Below are 18187 nucleotides of genomic sequence, written 5' to 3'. Positions count from 1 at the left end.
CGTCGGGCGCCGGCGCCGCCGCGTCTTCGAGGGGCGCTGCTCGGCTGCGGTCCATGATCAGGCAAGGGGGGTAGTGGACTGCCCGGACGTTACCCACCAGTACGGCTTTCGAATAGGGGGCTGCGCCCAGATGTTCTCTGCGTCACATGCCCCGGTACTGCTTCCCGCACCCTAGCCCCTCCGTTTGGTGACCCGGAAGTAACCACGGGAGTAACCGCAGGTCGCAGCCCTTCCGGAGGCCCGGCCGCAGCGCCTAGGGTGATCGGTATGGAGGCGCTATGAGGGTTCACGTGGTCAGCGACGTGCACGGCAACAGCACGGCTCTCGCACGGGCGGGCGACGGCGCCGACGCCCTGGTCTGCCTGGGCGACCTGGTCCTCTTCCTCGACTACGCGGACCACTCGCGCGGCATCTTCCCCGAGCTCTTCGGTGTGGAGAAGGCCGACCGGATCGTCGAGCTGCGCACCGCCCGCCGCTTCGCCGAGGCCCGCGAGCTGGCCCGCAGCCTGTGGCACGGCATGGACCGGGACGCCGCGATCGAAGGCGCCGTCCGCAAGCAGTACGCCGAGCTCTTCGCCGCTTTCCCCGCGCCCACGTACGCCACATACGGAAATGTCGACATCCCCCGGCTCTGGCCGGAATTCGCGCAAGAGGGCACGACCGTCCTCGACGGCGAGCGCGCCGAGATCGGCGGTCTCGTCTTCGGCTTCGTCGGCGGCGGCCTCCCCTCGCCCATGCGCACCCCCCACGAGATCTCCGAGGAGGAGTACGCGGCCAAGGTCGCGGCCCTCGGCCACGTCGACGTGCTCTGCTCGCACATCCCGCCCGACGTGCCCGAACTCTGCTACGACACCGTCGCCCGGCGCTTCGAGCGCGGCAGCGCAGCCCTCCTCGACGCCATCCGCGCCACCTCGCCCCGCTACGCCCTCTTCGGCCACGTCCACCAGCCGCTCGCCCGCAGGATGCGGATCGGGGCGACGGAATGCGTCAACGTCGGCCACTTCGCCTCCACGGGCACACCCTGGGTGCTGGAGTGGTGACGGGCAGCGCGATGTAGCCTTCAGCGGCAGACACCAGGCGGCGGACCGGTACGGAGGAGCCACGGAGATGGCGGAACACACGAGCTCGAGCATCACGATCGAGGCGACCCCTGCCGAGGTGATGGCCGTGATCGCCGACTTCGGCCGCTACGCGGAGTGGACCGGCGAGGTCAAGCAGGCCGAGGTCCTGGAGAAGGACGAGCAGGGCCGCGCCACGCAGGTGCGCCTCGTGCTGGACGCGGGCGCCATCAAGGACGACCACGTGCTGGCCTACAGCTGGCCCGAGCCGGGCGTGGTGAAGTGGTCGCTGGTCAAGTCGCAGATGCTGCGCCAGATCGACGGCTCCTACAGCCTCGCCCCCGTCGCGGGCGGCAAGCACACCGAGGTCACCTACCAGCTCACCGTCGACGTCAAGATCCCCATGCTCGGGATGATCAAGCGCAAGGCGGAGAAGGTCATCATCGACCGGGCCCTCGACGGCCTCAAGAAGCGCGTCGAGAGCGGCACCGCTTCCTGACCCCGGGCGCGCCGACCGCTCCCGTCCACGCACGTCACCGCTGGAGGCTCCCCCCTTGCGCACGGTCCTCGTCACCGGTCCCGGCGGCGCGGGCCGCACCACCGCCGCGGCGGCCACGGCCCTCGCCGCGGCGCGCGAGGGGCGGCGCGTCCTGCTCCTCACCGCCGACCGCGGCCCCGCACCCGAAGCCGTGCTCGGCACCGCCCTGCCCGCACCCGGGCCGGGCGGCGGCGCGCTCTGGGGCCCGCCGGCCGAGGCGGCGCCCGGGCTGCACGCCGCCCGCATCGCCACCGGCGAGCACTTCCAGGACCGCGCCCGCGACCTCCAGGAGCGCGGCGCCTCCCTCTTCGACCTGCTCGGCGCGAGCCCCCTCGACCCCGAGGAGCTCACCGAACTCCCCGGCGCCGAACCCCTCGCACTGCTCACCGCCCTGCGCGCCGCCCACGAGGAACGCGCCTGGGACCTGCTCGTCGCCGACCTGCCGCCCCTGCACACCACCGTGCGGCTCCTCGGCCTCCCCGAACAGCTGCGCCGCTACCTGCGCCGGCTGCTGCCCGCCGAGCGGCAGGCCGCCCGCGCCCTGCGCCCGATGCTCGCCCAGCTCGCCGGCGTGCCCATGCCCACCCAGCGGCTGTACGAGACCGCCGAGCGCTGGGAGGCCGAGCTCGCCGCCGTCCAGGACGTCCTCGAAGCGGACGGCACGACCGTGCGGCTCGTCGCCGAACCCGGCCCCCTCGCCCTCGGCGAACTGCGCCTGGCCCGCGCCGCGCTCGCCCTCCAGGGCTGCCGCGTCGACGCCCTCGTCGCCAACCGGCTGCTGCCCGGCGCCACCGGCGACGCCGCCCCCGCCGACCCCTGGCTCGCCGGCCTCGCCGCCGAGCAGCGCACCGCCCACAAGACCCTGCACGAGGAGTTCCTCGTCGACGGCGTCACCGTCTGCGAACTGCCGCACCTCGGGCGCGGCCCGCGCGGCCCGCAGGACCTCGCCGAGCTCGCCGTACGCGCCCGCTCGACCACCATCGGCGTGGCCGCCGGCACGAGAGAGGGGGGCAGCGGTTCGGCCGTCGGCGTCATACCCGGCCGCGGCCTCACCGACGAGCTCGACGGCTGGCAGGGCACCGGCAGCGCCGCCGGCGACCGCACCGTCGAGGACCGCCTCGCCACTGACGGCGTGCTGCTGTGGCGCCTCCCCCTGCCCGGCGCCGCCCGCGACGAGATCGACCTCCTGCGGCGCGGCGACGAACTCATCGTCGGCGTCGGCCCGTTCCGCCGCGTCCTGCCCCTGCCCTCCGCGCTGCGCCGCTGCACCGTCTCGGGCGCCGGCCTGCGGGACGGCGCGCTGTGCGTGCGCTTCACCCCCGACCCCGACCTGTGGCCGAGACCCTCCTGAACGGCGCTGCCTGAACGGCACCCCACCCTTCGGGTAACGTCGAAGAAAACCCCTGTTGCAGGAGCCAGGAGCCGCCGCCATGAGCGATCACACCGAGCGCCCCGCACCCGAGGCGGCGCCCGACCCCGACGCCTGGGAGCAGGCCTGCGCCGAGGACCTCGCGGCGGAGCGCGCCCGCCGCCGTGCCCAGCAGGGCCCGCAGCCCGGCACCGCCGCCGAGGAGCTGCGCAAGCTCGTCGACGCCGTCGCCGACAAGGTCTCCGGCATCCAGCTGCCCGGCGGCGGCACCGCACAGGGCGTCGTTCAGCAGGTCATCGCCCAGGCCAAGGCCGTCGTGGAGCCCGTCATCGAGCGCAACCCCGACGTCTTCGACCACCTCGCCTCCGCCGGCTCCGAACTGCTGGCCGCCTACCGCGCCGCCGTCCAGGGCCAGGAGGCCCGCTGGACCCGCGACGAGCCCGCCCCCGGCCCCGGACGGCCCACCGGCCCCCGCGACGACGACGGGGGCAAGGGCGGGAGCGAACGCATCGACCTCGACTGATCCCCGGCTCCGGTACGGTGGGGCCCGGCGGGGTTCGAGCGAAAAACTGAGGGACACATGGGACTCACCATCGGCGTCGACATCGGCGGCACGAAGATCGCGGCCGGTGTGGTCGACGAAGCGGGCAGCATCCTCGCGACGTGCAAGGTGCCGACCCCGCCGACCCCGGAGGGGGTCATCGACGCCATCGCGGACGCGGTGCGCACGGTCAGCGAGGGCTTCCAGGTCGAGGCCGTCGGCATCGGCGCCGCCGGATACGTGGACGACAAGCGGGCCACCGTCCTCTTCGCCCCGAACATCAACTGGCGCCACGAGGCGCTCAAGGACAAGGTCGAGCAGCGCGTCGGCCTCCCCGTCGTCGTCGAGAACGACGCCAACGCCGCCGCCTGGGGCGAGTACCGCTTCGGCGCCGGCCAGGGTCACGACGACGTCATCTGCATCACCCTGGGCACCGGCCTCGGCGGCGGCATCATCATCGGCAACAAGCTGCGGCGCGGGCGCTTCGGCGTGGCCGCCGAGTTCGGCCACATCCGGGTCGTGCCGGACGGCCTGCTCTGCGGCTGCGGCAGCCAGGGCTGCTGGGAGCAGTACGCCTCCGGGCGCGCGCTCGTCCGCTACGCCAAGCAGCGCGCCAACGCGACCCCCGAGAACGCCGCGATCCTGCTGGGCCTCGGCGACGGCACGGTCGAGGGCATCGAGGGCAAGCACATCAGCGCCGCCGCCCGGCAGGGCGACCCGGTCGCCATCGACTCCTTCCGCGAGCTGGCCCGCTGGGCGGGCGCGGGCCTGGCCGACCTGGCCTCGCTCTTCGACCCCTCCGCGTTCATCGTCGGCGGCGGCGTCTCGGACGAGGGCGACCTCGTGCTCGACCCCATCCGCAAGTCCTTCAAGCGCTGGCTGATCGGCGGCCAGTGGCGCCCCCACGCGCAGGTGCTCGCCGCGCAGCTGGGCGGCAAGGCGGGGCTCGTCGGCGCGGCCGACCTGGCCCGTCAGGGGTAACCCCGCTTCGGGGGCCCCGTTTCCGTCCGCCGTCAGGCGATCTTCTCCGCCGCAGCGGACATCGACCACGATGGTGGAGTCCGGCGGTGCCGAGCCGGCCCCAGGCCGGTGCGGCACCGCCGGACACCGCCGTCTCGCGTCCCGCCGTCGCGGCGGAGAGAGGTGACGGAGCGGAATGGGTTCAGAAACCGGAACGGGCGCGGCGCTGCCGGATCTTCCGGAGTCCCGGACGGAGCCCGACGGCTCCGTCGTCATCCGCGTGCTCAGTTACAACATCCGCTCCATGCGCGACGACGTCGCGGCCCTCGCCCGGGTGATCCGGGCCTGCCGGCCCGACGTCGTCTGCGTTCAGGAGGCGCCGCGGTTCTTCCGCTGGCGCAAGGCCGCCGCCCGCCTCGCCCGGACCTCCGGGCTCGTGTACGTCTCGGGCGGCGCCACCGCCTCCGGCCCCATGATCCTCTCCTCGCTCCGCGCGCACGTGGAGCGCACCGAGGACGTCCTGCTGCCCCGTACCCCCGGCCTCCACCAGCGCGGTTTCGCGACCGCCGTGCTCCGCTTCGGCGAGGCCCGGCTCGGGGTCCTCAGCTGCCATCTGAGCATCAAGGACTGGGAGCGCCACGAGCAGGGCCGGCTGCTCCTCGACCGGCTCGCCGCCCTGGACGTGCCGCACGCCGTCGCCGCGGGCGACCTCAACGACCGGCCCGACGGCCGCACGTTCGGCCTGCTCGCGGGCGCCCTGCAGGACGGCTGGGCGACGAAGCCGTGGGGGCGGGAGCACACCACCCGGCTGGGCGATCCGCTGCAGCGGATCGACGCGGTCTTCGCGACGGAGGGGGTGGAGGTGCTGGGGTGCGGGGTTCCCATGGGGCTGCCCGGCATCACCGAAGGTGATCTCCGGGCCGCCACGGATCACCTGCCGGTGCTGGCCGCCTTGCGGGTGCCCGCCTCGTAGCACGGGGCTCCGCCCCGGACCCCGGTCCTCAATCGCCGGACGGCTCTATTTTTCCCGGGACGGCACTTTTCCCGGGACGGCTCTGATTTTCTTGGGCGCTCGGATTTTCCTGAGCGCTCACACCACCGCTCCGCGCCCCGGGTCGTCGTCCTCCTCGTCGCCGTCCTTCATCCGCAGGACGAGCGTCGCGAAGCCGCCCAGGAAGCCGCCGATGCCGATGGTGGTCAGCCACCACGTGAGCGGCTGCTGCAGCAGGACCATGACCAGGAGCAGCAGCGGGCCGCCCAGCACGGCGATCCAGGCGAAGCGGGCCGTGACGTCTCCGGTGGGCAGGGGCGGCGGCTCGGGCGGGACGAAGTGGCCCTCGTCGGCCCCGTCTCCCTCGGCCGCGTCGTCCTCGGGGGTCTCCGGCGTGCTCCAGTCGCGGGGACCGACGCCGGGCGCGTAGACGATGAAGCTGCCGGGCGGTTCCTCCCGCGAGGGTGCCGGCCCGGCGGGGGCGTCCTTCTCCGCCTCGCCCTCAGCGGCAGCGGCACCGGCCTCGGCGTCGCCGCCCGTGGCGGGCCAGCGCCCCTTCTCCGGATCGGGCTGCTCCCCGTACGCGGCGACGAGCTCCGCCCAGGCCGCGTCCTCGTCGAGCGGGTCGCGGCTCTCGTCGCGGCCCGCGTCACGCTCAGCCACGGGCGGCCGTCCCCTCCTCGGAGCCGACGCCGGAGAGCCGGCCGATGAACGCGTAGGTGTCCGCGAAGATCCGCTCCGCGTCGTGGTCGAGCGTGGCCACGTGGTAGCTGTTCTCCAGCAGCCGCTCGGTGACGTCCCGCGAGGAGACCCGGGCCAGGATGCGGGCCGAGTCGGCGGGCGGCACGATGTGGTCCTCGGGGCTGTGCATGAGCAGCAACGGCTGGGTGACCTGCGGAAGTTCGGCGTCGACGAGCTGGAAGAAGCGGCGCAGCGAGTGGGCGGCGTGCAGCGGCACCCGGTCGTAGCCGGTCTCCTCGGAGCCGGGCTTGGCGATGTCGCTGGCGATGCCCTTGGTGGAGCGCACGAAGTGGCGCACGACGGGCAGCGCCTTCGCGGCGACGCCGTGGACCTTGTTGCCCGGGTTGACGAGCACGACGCCGCTGACGGCGTCCCCGTGGCGGGCCGCGAGCCGCAGGGCCAGGGCCCCGCCCATCGACAGGCCGCACACGAACACTTGCGAGCAGCGCTCCCGCAGCTCCCGCAGCGCGTGGTCGACCTCCGCGTACCAGTCCTGCCAGCCGGTGAGCTGCATGTCCTGCCAGCGGGTGCCGTGGCCGGGCAGCAGCGGCAGCGAGACGCTCAGGCCGCGCTCCGCCAGATGGTCCGCCCAGGGCCGCACGGACTGCGGGGAACCGGTGAAGCCGTGACACACGAGGACGCCTACCTCTCCGCCTTCGTGGCGGAACGGCTCGGCTCCGGGGAGGAGCGGCACCGGGATCTCCGATCGGTGATGCGGGGGTAAGGGAGGACACGGGGGGTCCGGCCCTCAGCGTACGCGGAGCGCCGCACGGCGGGTAGGCAGGTTAAGGTCTCCTCGTCACACACAGGAGGTTCTCGGTTGTTCTACGGCGCTATGAAGGTGTCCATCGGCGGGTCGCTGAAGCTTGCCTTCCGGCCGTGGGTGGAGGGCCTGGAGAACATCCCGGCCGACGGGCCCGCGATCCTCGCGAGCAACCACCTGTCGTTCTCGGACTCCTTCTTCCTCCCGGCGGTGCTGGACCGCAAGGTCACGTTCATCGCGAAGCAGGAGTACTTCACCTCCCCCGGAGTCAAGGGGAAGCTGACGGCGGCGTTCTTCAAGGGCGTCGGCCAGCTGCCCGTGGACCGTTCGGGTGCCCGCGGCGCGGGCGAGGCCGCGGTCAAGAGCGCGCTGGAGGTGCTGGAGCGCGGTGAGCTCTTCGGCATCTACCCGGAGGGCACGCGTTCCCCCGACGGCCGCCTCTACCGGGGCAAGCCGGGCGGTCTCGCCCGGGTGGCCCTGCTGTCCGGGGCGCCGGTGATCCCCGTCGCCATGATCGACACCGAGAAGGTGCAGCCCCCGGGCAAGGTGCTGCCCAAGATGGTGCGCCCGGGCATCCGGATCGGCGAGCCGCTGGACTTCAGCCGCTACCACGGCATGGACGGCGACCGCTTCATCCTGCGCTCGGTGACCGACGAGGTCATGTACAAGATCATGGAGCTGTCGGGCCAGGAGTACGTGGACATCTACGCGACCGCCGCCAAGCGGCAGATCGCGGAAGAGGCGAAGCGGAAGGCCGAGGAGGAGAAGGCGGCCAAGGCCGCCGGACTCGACAAGGCGGACAAGGCCGACAAGGCCGATCAGGGCGGCGAGTAAGGGGAAGCGGCAGCCGGTGCGCGGGGCGCCCGGCTCGGAGGTTGGTCGATGACACCGCGCAGCAGGAAGCCGCGCGTCGTACGGATGTCGGTGGAGCTGCCGCTGTGGCGCGCGCTCACCGGCTACCGCGTGCTGACGCTCTGCTACGCCCTGACCATCTTCGCCGTCAACTACCACGAGTACGCACATCCGCTCGCCGGCGCCGTCTACATGGGCGTACTCACCGGGTGGATGGCGCTCACGTGGAACCGGACCTCGGCGCCCGAGCGCTGCACCAAGCGGTTCCTCACGGCCGACCTGGCCGTCGCACTCGCCGGAATCCTGGTCACCGCCGCCGTCGACACCCCGGCGCGGATCGACGGCGGTGCGGCCACCCTGCCGTCCATCTGGACCGGCGGCGCCGTACTGGGCCTGGCCATCAAGGGCGGCTGGCGCTGGGCGGCCGTCGGCTCCACCCTGGTGGCCGTCGCCAACCTCGCCGAGCGCGGCAGCCCCGCCCGGGACACCGTCCACAACGTGCTCCTGGTGTGGGTCTCCAGCATCGCCATCGGCTACATCGTCGAGGTCGCCCGCGCCAGTGAGCGCACCCTCGCCCGCGCGCTGCGGATCGAGGCCGCCACCCGCGAGCGCGAGCGGCTCGCCCGCGACATCCACGACGGCGTCCTGCAGGTGCTGGCCATGGTGCAGCGGCGCGGCGCCGCGCTGGGCGGCGAGGCGGCCGAGCTCGGCCGGATGGCCGGCGAGCAGGAGATCGCGCTGCGCACCCTGGTCGCCGGGGGCCTGCTGCCTCCGCAGCGCTCGGCCGGGGAGCAGGACGGGGACGCGGAGCCGGCCGGCTCCGCGCAGGACGCCCCGCGCATCCCCGCCGGCCCCATCGACGTGGGGGCCCTGCTCGCGCCGCACGCGGGCGCCGACGTCTCCTTCGCCGGGCCGGGCACCCCCGTCCTGCTGGAGGCTGCCGCCGCCGCCGAGCTCGCCGCCGCCGTCGGCGCCGCCCTGGACAACGTGCGCAAACACGCGGGCGACGGGGCGCGGGCCTGGATCCTGCTGGAGGACGAGCCCGACGCGGTGATCGTCAGCGTGCGCGACGACGGCCCCGGCATCCCCGAGGGCCGCCTCGCGGACGCCGAGCGCGAGGGCCGCATGGGCGTCGCCCTGTCGATCCGCGGGCGCCTGCGCGACCTGGGCGGCAGCGCCGAGCTGGTGTCCGTCCCGGGCCAGGGCACCGAAGTCGAACTGAAGGTCCCACGGGGGAACGGAAGAGAACAGCGATGAGCGAGACCACAGCCGAAACCGCAGCACAGCACCCGGTCAGGGTCATGGTCGTCGACGACCACCCCATGTGGCGCGACGCCGTGGCCCGCGACCTGGCCGCCGCCGGCCACGACGTCGTGGCGACCGCCGGCGACGGCCCCGAGGCCGTCCGCCGCGCCAAGGCCGCCCGCCCCGACGTCCTCGTCCTCGACCTCAACCTGCCCGGCCTGCCCGGCGTGGCCGTCTGCAAGGAACTGGTCGGCGAGAACCCCGCCCTGCGCGTCCTCGTCCTCTCCGCCAGCGGCGAGCACGCCGACGTCCTGGAGGCCGTGAAGTCCGGCGCCACCGGCTATCTGCTGAAGTCGGCCAGCACGGAGGAGCTCGTCGACGCCGTCCGCCGCACCGCCGCCGGCGACCCCGTCTTCACCCCCGGCCTCGCCGGCCTCGTCCTCGGCGAGTACCGGCGGCTGGCCGCCGACCCCGCCCCGGCCGCCCCCGACGAGCCCAAGGCCCCCCGGCTCACCGACCGCGAGACCGAGGTGCTGCGCCTCGTCGCCAAGGGGCTGTCGTACAAGCAGATCGCCGAGCGGCTGGTTATTTCCCACCGCACGGTGCAGAACCATGTGCAGAACACCTTGGGCAAGCTCCAGTTGCACAACCGCGTGGAGCTCGTGCGCTACGCGATAGAGCGAGGTCTCGACGACGCCTGACCGCGCACTCCGGCCGCGGCGGCGTCCTCCGGCTGAAGGAGAGTGTCATGCGGATCGGAGTGCTGACCGGCGGCGGTGACTGCCCCGGCCTCAACGCGGTCATCCGCGCCGTCGTCCGCAAGGGCGTCCAGGACCATTCCTACGAATTCATCGGCTACCGGGACGGCTGGCGCGGCCTCCTCCACGGCGCCGTCTCCCGGCTCGACATCCCCGCCGTGCGCGGCATCCTCCCGCGCGGCGGCACCGTGCTCGGCTCCTCGCGCACCAACCCCTTCAAGGAGCCCGGCGGCGTCCGGCGGATCCGCGAGAACCTCGCCGAGGACGAGGTCGACGCCCTCATCGCCATCGGCGGCGAGGACACCCTCGGCGTCGCCGCCCTGCTCTGGAGCGAGCACGGCATCCCGTGCGTCGGCGTCCCCAAGACCATCGACAACGACCTCTCCGCCACCGACTACACCTTCGGCTTCGACACGGCGGTCGGCATCGCCACCGAGGCCATCGACCGGCTGCACACCACCGCCGAGTCCCACATGCGCGTCCTCGTCGTCGAGGTCATGGGCCGGCACGCCGGCTGGATCGCCCTGCACTCCGGCCTCGCCGGCGGCGCCAACGTCATCCTCATCCCCGAGCAGCGGTTCGACCTCGACGAGGTCTGCGGCTGGGTCACCTCCCGCTTCCGCGCGAGCTACGCCCCGATCGTCGTCGTCGCCGAGGGCGCCGTGCCCAAGGACGGCGATCTCGTCCTCAAGGACGGCACGTCGCACGACGCCTTCGGGCACGTACGGCTGTCCGGCGTGGGGGAGTGGCTCGCGAAGGAGATCGAACGGCGCACGGGCAAGGAGGCCCGCACCACGGTCCTGGGCCACGTGCAGCGGGGCGGCACGCCCAGCGCGTTCGACCGCTGGCTCGCGACGCGGTTCGGGCTGCACGCGATCGACGCGGTGCGGGGGAGGGAGTTCGGGCGGATGGTGGCCCTGCGGGGGACGGACATCGTGCGGGTGCCTCTGGCCGAGGCGACGGCCCGTTTGAAGACGGTGCCGGTCGAACGGTACGAGGAGGTGAAGGTCTTCTTCGGCTGAGAACAGGGTGCCTGGAAGCGTCATGACGCTTCCAGGCACCACCCGGGGGCGTCAGACCAGAACGCTCGCGAGCAGTTCCGCCACGATGGCGGACCCGTCCAACGTCAGGACGGACTCCGGGTGGAATTGCACCCCCGCGAACCCCGGGCCGCGGAGCGCGTGGACGTCGCCGGAGCCGGCGTCCCGGCTCAGCTCCACCCGGTGCATCGCCAGCTCCGCCTCCGCGGCAGCGGTGCACCGTGCCGTGAACGTGTTGTAGAAGCCCACCGTCTCGGGCCTCCCGAAGAAGTCGATCCGCTCCTGCGCGCCCTGGAACGGCACGTCCTTGCGGACGATCGCAAGCCCCAGCTCGGCCGCGAGCAGCTCGTGCCCCAGGCACACCCCCAGCAGGCCGTACCGGTGGCCGCGCAGGAGCTCCGCCGCCAGGCCGCGGAGCAGCCGCATCTTGGGGTCGGCCGCGTCCGCGGGGTTGCCGGGGCCGGGGCCCAGGACGACGGGCCCCTCGTGCGTCAGGGCGGCCTCGCGGAGGCCGGGCTCGTCGTAGCGCCGCACGGTCACCCGCAGGCCGGACGTGCGCAGCAGGTGGGCCAGCATGGCCGTGAACGTGTCCTCGCCGTCGATCACCAGGGCGTGCCCGGTGAGCCGTGCGGCGGAGGCGCTCTCCGCGGACCGCATGCGCAGCCAGAACGGGGCGAGGTCCGCGCGGCGGGCGTCGAGCGCGGCGCGCACCTGCGGGTCGTCGGCGAGCCGGGCGGGCGGTCCCGCGGGCCGGGGCGCCCGCGGGGCGGAGACGCCGAGGGCGGCGAGGACGCCGGCCGCCTTGGCGTGGGTCTCGGCGACCTCGGCGTACGGGTCGGAGCGGCGCACGAGCGTGGCGCCGACCCCGACGCGGAGCCGGCCGCGGCGGTCGATGTCGGCGGTGCGGATGAGGATGGGCGAGTCCAGGGTGCGGGCGCCGCCGGCGTCGCGGCCGATGAGGGCGAGGGCGCCCGAGTAGTAGCCGCGCCCGCCGGGCTCGTGGCGCTCGATGACGCGGCAGGCGTTCTGCACGGGCGAGCCGGTGACGGTGGCGGCGAACATGGTCTCGCGCAGCACGTCGCGCACGTCGAGGGAGGAGCGCCCGCGCAGCTCGTACTCGGTGTGGGCGAGGTGGGCCATCTCCTTGAGCCGCGGTCCGACGACGACGCCGCCCATGTCGCCGACGGTGCACATCATCTTCAGCTCCTCGTCCACGACCATGGACAGCTCCTCGACCTCCTTGCGGTCGTGGAGGAAGGCCAGCAGGCCGTCCTTGGCGGGGCCGGAGGCGGGGTAGCGGTAGGTGCCGCTGATGGGGTTCATGACGACGGTCCCGCCGGACATGCGCACGTGCACCTCGGGGCTGGCGCCGACGAGGGTGCGCTCGCCGGTGTGCACGACGTACGTCCAGTACGCGCCGCGCTCGCCGGCCAGCAGCCGCCGGAACAGGGCCAGGGCGTCGGCGGGCGCGAAGCCGTGGATCTCGCCCTCGAAGGTGCGCCGGATGACGAAGTTGGCGCCTTCGCCGGTGCCGATCTCGTCGTCGATGACGCGCCGGACGATGTCCGCGTAGGCGTCGTCGCTCACGTCGAACGCGCCGCCCTCGACCCGTACGGCGTGGGCCGGCAGCGCGGCGGCCACCTCGTCGAGCGGCAGCTCGTGGCTCTCTTCCGGGCGCAGGACGACCAGGGGCGTGCCGTCGTCGCGGACGTCGAAGCCGCGCTCGCGGATCTGCCGGAAGGGCACGAGCGCGAGGGCGTCGTGGACGGGGCGGCCCTCGCCGGGCGGGCCGGCGGGCAGGGGGATGTCGGCGAGGCGGTCGTGCTCCTCGACGGGGCCGAGGAGCAGCTCGACGGTGCCGCCGGCCTCCCCCGTGTCGCCGGCGCCGCGGGGGAGGCCGGGCGTGCGGCGGTGGAGGAGGGCGAAGGGCGGGCAGCCGGGGCCGGTCAGCCGGGTGAGCAGGGCGGCGGTGCCGGCGGCCGGTGCGGTGACGCTGGTCATGGGGGTTCCTTCCGGTGAGGGAGGAACGGCCCGGGAAACGCGGAAGGCCGCCCCTCGGGCGGCCTTCGCGATGCGTTTCGTGTACGCGCGATCAGTGGGCCGCCGGTTGAGCGGTCCACCACCAGGTACGGGTCTGCTGCGCGAACATGCTGGGCACCCTACCCGAACCACCCCCGCTACCGACGGGTAAGGGACTCCACCGGCCTGCCGGAACAGGAGCTTCCGGGGGCGCGCGGTGGGCGCCCGGCACCCCGCGGTGTGCCGCCCCGCCCGTCCGGGCCCGTCCCGGCCCGTCTCGGCGCGTGTCTCAAAGTGCGGTCCGGCGGCCGGACAGCTGCCGCGACCCCGTAGGGTTGGAGCGTGACCGTGAACGCTGAAATCCACGCCGGTGGCAACACCTGGCGCTCCCTTCCCGCGGCGCAGCAGCCCGAATGGCCGGACCAAGAGGCTCTGCGCGATGTGATCGCCGAGCTCGAGTCCTATCCGCCGCTCGTCTTCGCGGGCGAGTGCGACCAGCTGCGCCAGCGCCTGGGAGCGGTCGCCCGTGGAGAGGCGTTCCTGCTCCAGGGCGGCGACTGCGCCGAGGCCTTCGACGCCGTCGGCGCCGACCAGATCCGCAACAAGCTCAAGACGCTGCTCCAGATGGGCGCCGTGCTGACCTACGCCGGCCAGGTGCCCGTCGTCAAGGTCGGCCGGATCGCCGGTCAGTACAGCAAGCCGCGCTCGAAGCCGACCGAGACCCGCGACGGCGTGACCCTGCCGACCTACCGCGGCGACTCCGTCAACGGCTTCGCCTTCACCGCCGAGGCCCGCACGCCGGACCCGCAGCGGCTGAAGCGGATGTACCACGCCTCCTCGGCCACGCTGAACCTGGTGCGTGCCTTCACCACCGGTGGCTACGCCGACCTGCGGCAGGTGCACGCCTGGAACCAGGACTTCGTGAAGTCCTCCCCGTCCGGGCAGCGCTACGAGGCCCTGGCACGCGAGATCGACCGCGCGCTGAACTTCATGAACGCCTGCGGGACGGACCCGGAGGAGTTCAAGACGGTCGAGTTCTACTCCTCGCACGAGGCCCTGATCCTCGACTACGAGTCGGCCCTGACCCGTACGGACTCCCGCACCGGGAACCTGTACGACGTCTCCGGCCACATGGTCTGGATCGGTGAGCGCACCCGCCAGCTGGACGGCGCGCACATCGAGTTCGCCTCCCGGATCCGCAACCCCATCGGGGTGAAGCTCGGCCCGACCACGACGGCCGAGGACGCCCTCACCCTGATCGAGCGGCTCGACCCGGAGCGCGAGCCGGGCCGGCTCACGTTCATCACCCGCATGGGCGCGGGCAAGATCCGTGACCACCTCCCCGAGCTGGTGGAGAAGGTCACCGCCTCCGGCGCCCAGGTGGCGTGGATCTGCGACCCGATGCACGGCAACACCTTCGAGGCGGCCTCGGGCCACAAGACCCGCCGCTTCGACGACGTGCTGGACGAGGTCAAGGGCTTCTTCGAGGTCCACAAGAGCCTCGGCACCCACCCGGGCGGCATCCACGTCGAGCTCACCGGTGACGACGTCACCGAGTGCGTGGGCGGCGGCGACGAGATCTTCGTCGACGACCTGCACCAGCGGTACGAGACGGCGTGCGACCCCCGCCTCAACCGCAGCCAGTCGCTGGACCTGGCCTTCCTCGTCGCGGAGATGTACCGCGACCAGTAGGAGTCGGTGACACGGAACGGCCGGTGGGGCGCGGATCGAGTGATCCGCGCCCCACTGCGTTGTTTTCCGGCCACCGGGCCGGGTAAGGTTAGGGTTACCTTATTGATCAATCCGGCTGGGCGGTGAACCGCGTGTACGTCTGCTCGTGCTTCGGCATCACGGAGCAGCAGGTGCGTGAGCACGCGGGCAAGGGCGCGTGCACGCCCCGGCAGATAGCCTCCGCCTGCAAGGCGGGCACCGACTGCGGCGGCTGCGTGCGCCGCATCCAGGCACTGCTCGGCCGCGGCGCGTGCCCGCGCCGCGAGCCGGCCGACCAGGGGGAGCCCGGCGTGCTCAGCGCCGGGATAGCCGCTCTGCCGCAGCCGCAGGCGGCCTAGCGGCTTTCGCGGGGCTCAGTCCGCCCCGCCGTTCTCCTGCTCGATGAACTGCGCGATGTACAGCGCCTCGCCGAGCTTCTCGATCAGCTCCAGCTGGGTGTCCAGGTAGTCGATGTGGTCCTCCTCGTCCGCGAGGATCGACTCGAAGATGTTGGCCGAGGTGATGTCGCCCTTGGCCCGCATGACCTCCACCCCGCGCCGCAGGCGGTCGATGGCCTCGACCTCCACCTGCCGGTCGGCCTGGAACATCTCGGTGATCGTCTGGCCGATCCGGACGTGGAACAGCCGCTGGTAGTTGGGCAGGCCCTCCAGGAAGATGATCCTGTCGGTGAGGGTCTCCGCGTGCCGCATCTCGTCGAACGACTCGGCGCGCGTATGAGACGCGATCTTCGTCCACCCATGGTGCTCCTGCAGCTTCGCGTGCAGGAAGTACTGGTTGATGGCGGTCAGCTCGGCAGTCAGCTGTTCATTCAGGAACTCGATGACCTCGGGGTCGCCCTGCATCGCAGAGGCTCCTTCCAAGCAGGGGTGACTGGCAGGTTGCGCGCATCCTCGCACCGCCCTTCGGGACCGTCCAGTAAGTGCACACTTAGTGGGAGTTGTCCGTATAGGGGAACCCCTGGTCAACGGTGGCGCGAAAGGTCTGACACCATGGGGGCATGGGGCCCTCGAAAAACACCGAAAGCCGCAAAGGGGAGCTCCCCCAGCTGCCGCCGGGGCAGCGACTTCAGCGCGGCTGGCCGGTGACGCACTACGGCCCGGTGCCGAGGTTCAAGCCGGACCGCTGGGAGTTCCGCGTCTTCGGCTCGACCGCCGACGGCGACAAGCACTGCTGGACGCACGACGAGTTCACCGCCCTGCCGTACACGACGGTGGTGGCCGACCTGCACTGCGTCACGAAGTACAGCGTGCTCGGCGCCGAATGGGGCGGCGTCTCGGCCCGCACGGTGCTCGAACTCGCGCCGCCCGCACCGGGGGTCACCCATGTGATGGTGTGGGCCGAGTACGGCTTCAGCTCGAACCTGCGGCTGGCCGACTTCGCCGCCGGGCAGACGATGTTCGCCACGCACAAGGACGGCGAGCAGCTCACCGCCGAGCACGGCTTCCCCGTCCGCCTCGTCGTGCCGCACCTGTACGCGTGGAAGGGGCCCAAATGGGTGCGCGGCGTGGAGTACATGACCGCCGACCGGCGCGGCTTCTGGGAGGAGCGGGGCTACCACAACATCGGTGACCCCTGGCGCGAACAGCGCTACTCCTACCAGGAACAGCCCGGCGAGGGCCCCGAGCTGTAGGCCCCCCGCGGCCCGCTAGAGCACGCCGTCGCGCAGTTCCTTCAGCCGGGCCACGTCCGCGGCGTGGCCCGCGGGGCCGCCCGGCGTCTCGATCGTCAGCGGCACGCCGGCCGTCGCCGGGTGGCGGAAGAGCTCCCCGAACGGGTCGGCGCCGATGTGGCCGGCCCCGATGTTCTCGTGCCGGTCCAGGTGCGCGCCCACGGCGGCCTTCGAGTCGTTGGCGTGGATCAGTTTCAGCCGCCCCTCGCCGGTCACGGAGACCAGCTCGTCGAGCGTGCGCTTCATGCCGCCCGGCTCGGCGAGGTCGTGGCCCGCCGCGAAGACGTGACAGGTGTCCAGGCACACCCCGAGCTTCGGGTGGTGCTCCAGCGCCTCGAAGTACGGGCCGAGGTCCGCAACCAGCGAGCACAGCGAGGCGCCCTGGCCGGCCGTGGGCTCCAGCAGCAGCCACGGGTCGTCGTCGTGGGTCAGCTCGTCCAGCAGCGGCAGCAGCCGCTCGTGGACCTGCTCCAGGGCCGCGCGGCGCGGCCGCCCGCCCGTCGCCGAGCCCGTGTGCACGACCACGCCCCGCGCGCCGATGGCCCGCCCGCGGCGCAGCGAGTGCCGCATCGACTCCGCGGACAGCTCGACCGTCGCGCCGGTGTGCGAGCCGAAGTTGATCAGGTAGGGGGCGTGCACCCACACCGGCAGGGACTCCTCCGCGCACGCGGCGCGGAACTCCTCGTCCTGGCGCGGGTTGCCCGCCGGGGTCGCCCAGCCGCGCGGGTTGGCGACGAAGACCTGCAGGGTCTCCGCGCCCATCTCGCGCGCGTAGGCGAGGCCCACCTTGGCCAGCCCGCCCGCCACCGGCACGTGGCCGCCCACGGGGTTGCGCAGCCGCCCGGGGGTCGGTTCCTCCGCCGCCACCGTCACAGACCGCCCTTGAGCTTGATGGTGATCGTGTCGCCCTTGGCGGCCTGCTCGCCGCCCTTGACCGACTGGCTCTCCACGGAGTCCTGCGGGAAGAAGAACGGCTTGTCGACCTTCACCTGGAAGCCCGCGCCGGTCAGCAGCCGCTTGGCGTCGGCCTCGCTCTTGCCGGTGACGTCCGGGACCGGCACCATCTCCTTGCCCTTGGAGACGGTGAGGGTCACGGTGTCGCCCTTGGCGGCCTTGTCGCCCGTGCCGGGGGACTGCTCGGCCACGGAGCCCTTGGCGCGGTCGGAGAACACCTGGGCGTCCGACACCTTGGCGTCGAAGCCCTTGTCGCGCAGGGCGGCCGTCGCGGCGTCGACGGTCATGCCCCGTACGTCCGGCACGTCCAGCGGGGCGCCCTTGCTGACGGTCAGCGCCACCGGCGCCTCCGGCCGGCGCTGCTCGCCCGGCTTCGGGTCGGTGGCCAGCACGGAGCCCAGCGGGGTCTCCGTGCTGAACTGCTTGCCGACCTCGCCCACGGTCAGGCCCGCGCCCTCGATCTTCTTCTTCGCCTCGTCGAAGGGCATGCCGACGACGTTGGGCACCTCGGCCCGCGCGGGCCCGCGCGACAGGGTGATCGTCACCTTGCCGGTGTTGCGGATGCGCTTGCCGGGCGCCGGGTCGGCGGCGATGACGTGGCCGCGCTCGACGGTGTCGCTGAAGTCCTCCTTCGCGCGCACCCCGAGCCCCGCGTCGTCCAGCGTCTTCTCCGCCTTCTCCCGGGTCATGTCCAGGACGGCGGGGACGGTCGTGAACTGGCCCGCGTTGATGTACCAGACGCCGGTGCCGATCAGCACGGCCAGCAGGGCCGCCACCACGGCGATGACCCCGCGCCGCGGCACCTGCCGGAACCGGCCGCCCGGGCCCGCCGGGGGAGCCGGCGGCACCGGGGGCGCGGGCGGCTGCGGAAGGCGCGTCGTCCGGTTCAGCTGCTGCTCGCCGTCCTCCGCGGGCAGCGGCTGCACGGCGGGCCGGGGCAGCACGCTCGTCCGGTCCT

Annotated in this window: 20 protein-coding genes; 13 read left to right on the top strand and 7 right to left on the bottom strand. The window is 73.2% G+C overall.

The window, feature by feature from the left end; genetic code table 11:
- Window positions 1–278: 278 nt before the first annotated feature.
- The 6 genes from B7P34_RS14570 to B7P34_RS14545 all read left to right on the top strand — a co-directional run bounded on the left by B7P34_RS14570 (window position 279) and on the right by B7P34_RS14545 (window position 5439).
- Window positions 279–1040, top strand: a complete 762-nt coding sequence (locus tag B7P34_RS14570; protein ID WP_189382779.1) for a metallophosphoesterase family protein — start codon at window positions 279–281, stop codon at window positions 1038–1040.
- Between the two features lie 67 nt (window positions 1041–1107).
- Window positions 1108–1557: an SRPBCC family protein gene (locus B7P34_RS14565; RefSeq protein WP_106676572.1), complete on the top strand. Its 450-nt coding sequence runs from the start codon at window positions 1108–1110 to the stop codon at window positions 1555–1557.
- 55 nt (window positions 1558–1612) lie between these two features.
- Window positions 1613–2947 carry an ArsA family ATPase gene (locus B7P34_RS14560; RefSeq protein ID WP_106676570.1) on the top strand — a complete coding sequence of 445 codons (1335 nt, stop codon included), beginning with the start codon at window positions 1613–1615 and terminating at the stop codon, window positions 2945–2947.
- Window positions 2948–3026: 79 nt separating this feature from the next.
- Window positions 3027–3488 (top strand): DUF5304 domain-containing protein, encoded by a 462-nt coding sequence (locus B7P34_RS14555; RefSeq protein ID WP_106676568.1) that lies wholly within the window; start codon window positions 3027–3029, stop codon window positions 3486–3488.
- A gap of 57 nt (window positions 3489–3545) precedes the next feature.
- The gene (locus B7P34_RS14550; protein ID WP_106676566.1) at window positions 3546–4487 is read left to right on the top strand and encodes an ROK family glucokinase; all 942 of its coding nucleotides are present in this window, start codon (window positions 3546–3548) and stop codon (window positions 4485–4487) included.
- Window positions 4488–4662: 175 nt separating this feature from the next.
- A complete protein-coding gene (locus tag B7P34_RS14545) occupies window positions 4663–5439 on the top strand; it encodes an endonuclease/exonuclease/phosphatase family protein (protein ID WP_106676565.1) in 777 nt (258 codons plus the stop codon).
- Window positions 5440–5556: 117 nt separating this feature from the next.
- Here the strand turns inward: B7P34_RS14545 and B7P34_RS14540 are convergent, their stop codons facing one another.
- Both B7P34_RS14540 and B7P34_RS14535 read right to left on the bottom strand, forming a co-directional pair.
- Window positions 5557–6120, bottom strand: coding sequence for a hypothetical protein (locus B7P34_RS14540; protein WP_106676563.1), 564 nt, complete (start codon window positions 6118–6120; stop codon window positions 5557–5559).
- A complete protein-coding gene (locus tag B7P34_RS14535; protein ID WP_106676562.1) occupies window positions 6113–6892 on the bottom strand; it encodes an alpha/beta hydrolase in 780 nt (259 codons plus the stop codon). Before B7P34_RS14535 ends, B7P34_RS14540 begins: the two co-directional genes overlap by 8 nt.
- A gap of 126 nt (window positions 6893–7018) precedes the next feature.
- On the opposite strand from B7P34_RS14535, the gene B7P34_RS14530 reads away from it, so the two are divergent.
- From B7P34_RS14530 to B7P34_RS14515, 4 genes are read left to right on the top strand one after another with little or no spacing between them, the layout of a single operon-like run.
- A complete protein-coding gene (locus tag B7P34_RS14530; RefSeq protein ID WP_106676560.1) occupies window positions 7019–7795 on the top strand; it encodes a lysophospholipid acyltransferase family protein in 777 nt (258 codons plus the stop codon).
- A 48-nt stretch (window positions 7796–7843) separates the two neighbouring features.
- Window positions 7844–9070 carry a MacS family sensor histidine kinase gene (gene macS / locus B7P34_RS14525; protein ID WP_223267848.1) on the top strand — a complete coding sequence of 409 codons (1227 nt, stop codon included), beginning with the start codon at window positions 7844–7846 and terminating at the stop codon, window positions 9068–9070.
- Window positions 9067–9759, top strand: coding sequence for a response regulator (locus B7P34_RS14520; RefSeq protein ID WP_106676557.1), 693 nt, complete (start codon window positions 9067–9069; stop codon window positions 9757–9759). The genes macS and B7P34_RS14520 overlap by 4 nt, the downstream gene beginning before the upstream one ends.
- A gap of 47 nt (window positions 9760–9806) precedes the next feature.
- Window positions 9807–10838, top strand: coding sequence for a 6-phosphofructokinase (locus B7P34_RS14515; RefSeq protein WP_106676556.1), 1032 nt, complete (start codon window positions 9807–9809; stop codon window positions 10836–10838).
- A 51-nt stretch (window positions 10839–10889) separates the two neighbouring features.
- Here the strand turns inward: B7P34_RS14515 and B7P34_RS39395 are convergent, their stop codons facing one another.
- Window positions 10890–12857, bottom strand: a complete 1968-nt coding sequence (locus tag B7P34_RS39395; protein WP_106676554.1) for an anthranilate synthase family protein — start codon at window positions 12855–12857, stop codon at window positions 10890–10892.
- A gap of 91 nt (window positions 12858–12948) precedes the next feature.
- Window positions 12949–13005 carry a trp operon leader peptide gene (locus tag B7P34_RS39715; protein WP_223267853.1) on the bottom strand — a complete coding sequence of 19 codons (57 nt, stop codon included), beginning with the start codon at window positions 13003–13005 and terminating at the stop codon, window positions 12949–12951.
- A 212-nt stretch (window positions 13006–13217) separates the two neighbouring features.
- On the opposite strand from B7P34_RS39715, the gene B7P34_RS14500 reads away from it, so the two are divergent.
- Both B7P34_RS14500 and B7P34_RS14495 read left to right on the top strand, forming a co-directional pair.
- Window positions 13218–14567, top strand: a complete 1350-nt coding sequence (locus B7P34_RS14500) for a class II 3-deoxy-7-phosphoheptulonate synthase (protein WP_030364676.1) — start codon at window positions 13218–13220, stop codon at window positions 14565–14567.
- Between the two features lie 122 nt (window positions 14568–14689).
- Window positions 14690–14944 carry a (2Fe-2S)-binding protein gene (locus tag B7P34_RS14495; RefSeq protein WP_106676551.1) on the top strand — a complete coding sequence of 85 codons (255 nt, stop codon included), beginning with the start codon at window positions 14690–14692 and terminating at the stop codon, window positions 14942–14944.
- A 15-nt stretch (window positions 14945–14959) separates the two neighbouring features.
- Here B7P34_RS14495 and bfr read toward each other — a convergent pair whose 3' ends face one another.
- Window positions 14960–15448, bottom strand: coding sequence for a bacterioferritin (bfr, locus tag B7P34_RS14490; RefSeq protein ID WP_030364678.1), 489 nt, complete (start codon window positions 15446–15448; stop codon window positions 14960–14962).
- Window positions 15449–15603: 155 nt separating this feature from the next.
- Here bfr and B7P34_RS14485 point away from each other — a divergent pair, with 155 nt between their 5' ends.
- Window positions 15604–16236: a sulfite oxidase-like oxidoreductase gene (locus tag B7P34_RS14485; protein WP_106676550.1), complete on the top strand. Its 633-nt coding sequence runs from the start codon at window positions 15604–15606 to the stop codon at window positions 16234–16236.
- A 15-nt stretch (window positions 16237–16251) separates the two neighbouring features.
- Here B7P34_RS14485 and B7P34_RS14480 read toward each other — a convergent pair whose 3' ends face one another.
- Both B7P34_RS14480 and B7P34_RS14475 read right to left on the bottom strand, forming a co-directional pair.
- Complete coding sequence (locus B7P34_RS14480; protein WP_106676548.1) at window positions 16252–17148, bottom strand: deoxyribonuclease IV; 897 nt, start codon at window positions 17146–17148, stop codon at window positions 16252–16254.
- On the bottom strand, window positions 17145–18187 hold a 1043-nt coding region (locus B7P34_RS14475; RefSeq protein WP_146166820.1), incomplete at its 5' end, for a Stk1 family PASTA domain-containing Ser/Thr kinase. The genes B7P34_RS14475 and B7P34_RS14480, both read right to left, overlap by 4 nt.

It is taken from the genome of Streptosporangium nondiastaticum (genome assembly GCF_003011965.1).
GTDB lineage: Bacteria > Actinomycetota > Actinomycetes > Streptomycetales > Streptomycetaceae > Streptomyces > Streptomyces nondiastaticus.
Note: the sequence above shows the minus strand (reverse complement) of the source record. Positions and strands in the feature narration are given on the sequence as shown.

Bases quoted from the DNA above. Each gene is read 5' to 3' on its own strand.
- B7P34_RS14570 (WP_189382779.1), top strand. From the start codon at position 279: ATGAGGGTTCACGTGGTCAGCGACGTGCACGGCAACAGCACGGCTCTC.
- B7P34_RS14565 (WP_106676572.1), top strand. From the start codon at position 1,108: ATGGCGGAACACACGAGCTCGAGCATCACGATCGAGGCGACCCCTGCC.
- B7P34_RS14555 (WP_106676568.1), top strand. From the start codon at position 3,027: ATGAGCGATCACACCGAGCGCCCCGCACCCGAGGCGGCGCCCGACCCC.
- B7P34_RS14550 (WP_106676566.1), top strand. From the start codon at position 3,546: ATGGGACTCACCATCGGCGTCGACATCGGCGGCACGAAGATCGCGGCC.
- B7P34_RS14545 (WP_106676565.1), top strand. From the start codon at position 4,663: ATGGGTTCAGAAACCGGAACGGGCGCGGCGCTGCCGGATCTTCCGGAG.
- macS (WP_223267848.1), top strand. From the start codon at position 7,844: ATGACACCGCGCAGCAGGAAGCCGCGCGTCGTACGGATGTCGGTGGAG.
- B7P34_RS14520 (WP_106676557.1), top strand. From the start codon at position 9,067: ATGAGCGAGACCACAGCCGAAACCGCAGCACAGCACCCGGTCAGGGTC.
- B7P34_RS14515 (WP_106676556.1), top strand. From the start codon at position 9,807: ATGCGGATCGGAGTGCTGACCGGCGGCGGTGACTGCCCCGGCCTCAAC.
- B7P34_RS39395 (WP_106676554.1), bottom strand. From the start codon at position 12,857: ATGACCAGCGTCACCGCACCGGCCGCCGGCACCGCCGCCCTGCTCACC.
- bfr (WP_030364678.1), bottom strand. From the start codon at position 15,448: ATGCAGGGCGACCCCGAGGTCATCGAGTTCCTGAATGAACAGCTGACT.
- B7P34_RS14485 (WP_106676550.1), top strand. From the start codon at position 15,604: ATGGGGCCCTCGAAAAACACCGAAAGCCGCAAAGGGGAGCTCCCCCAG.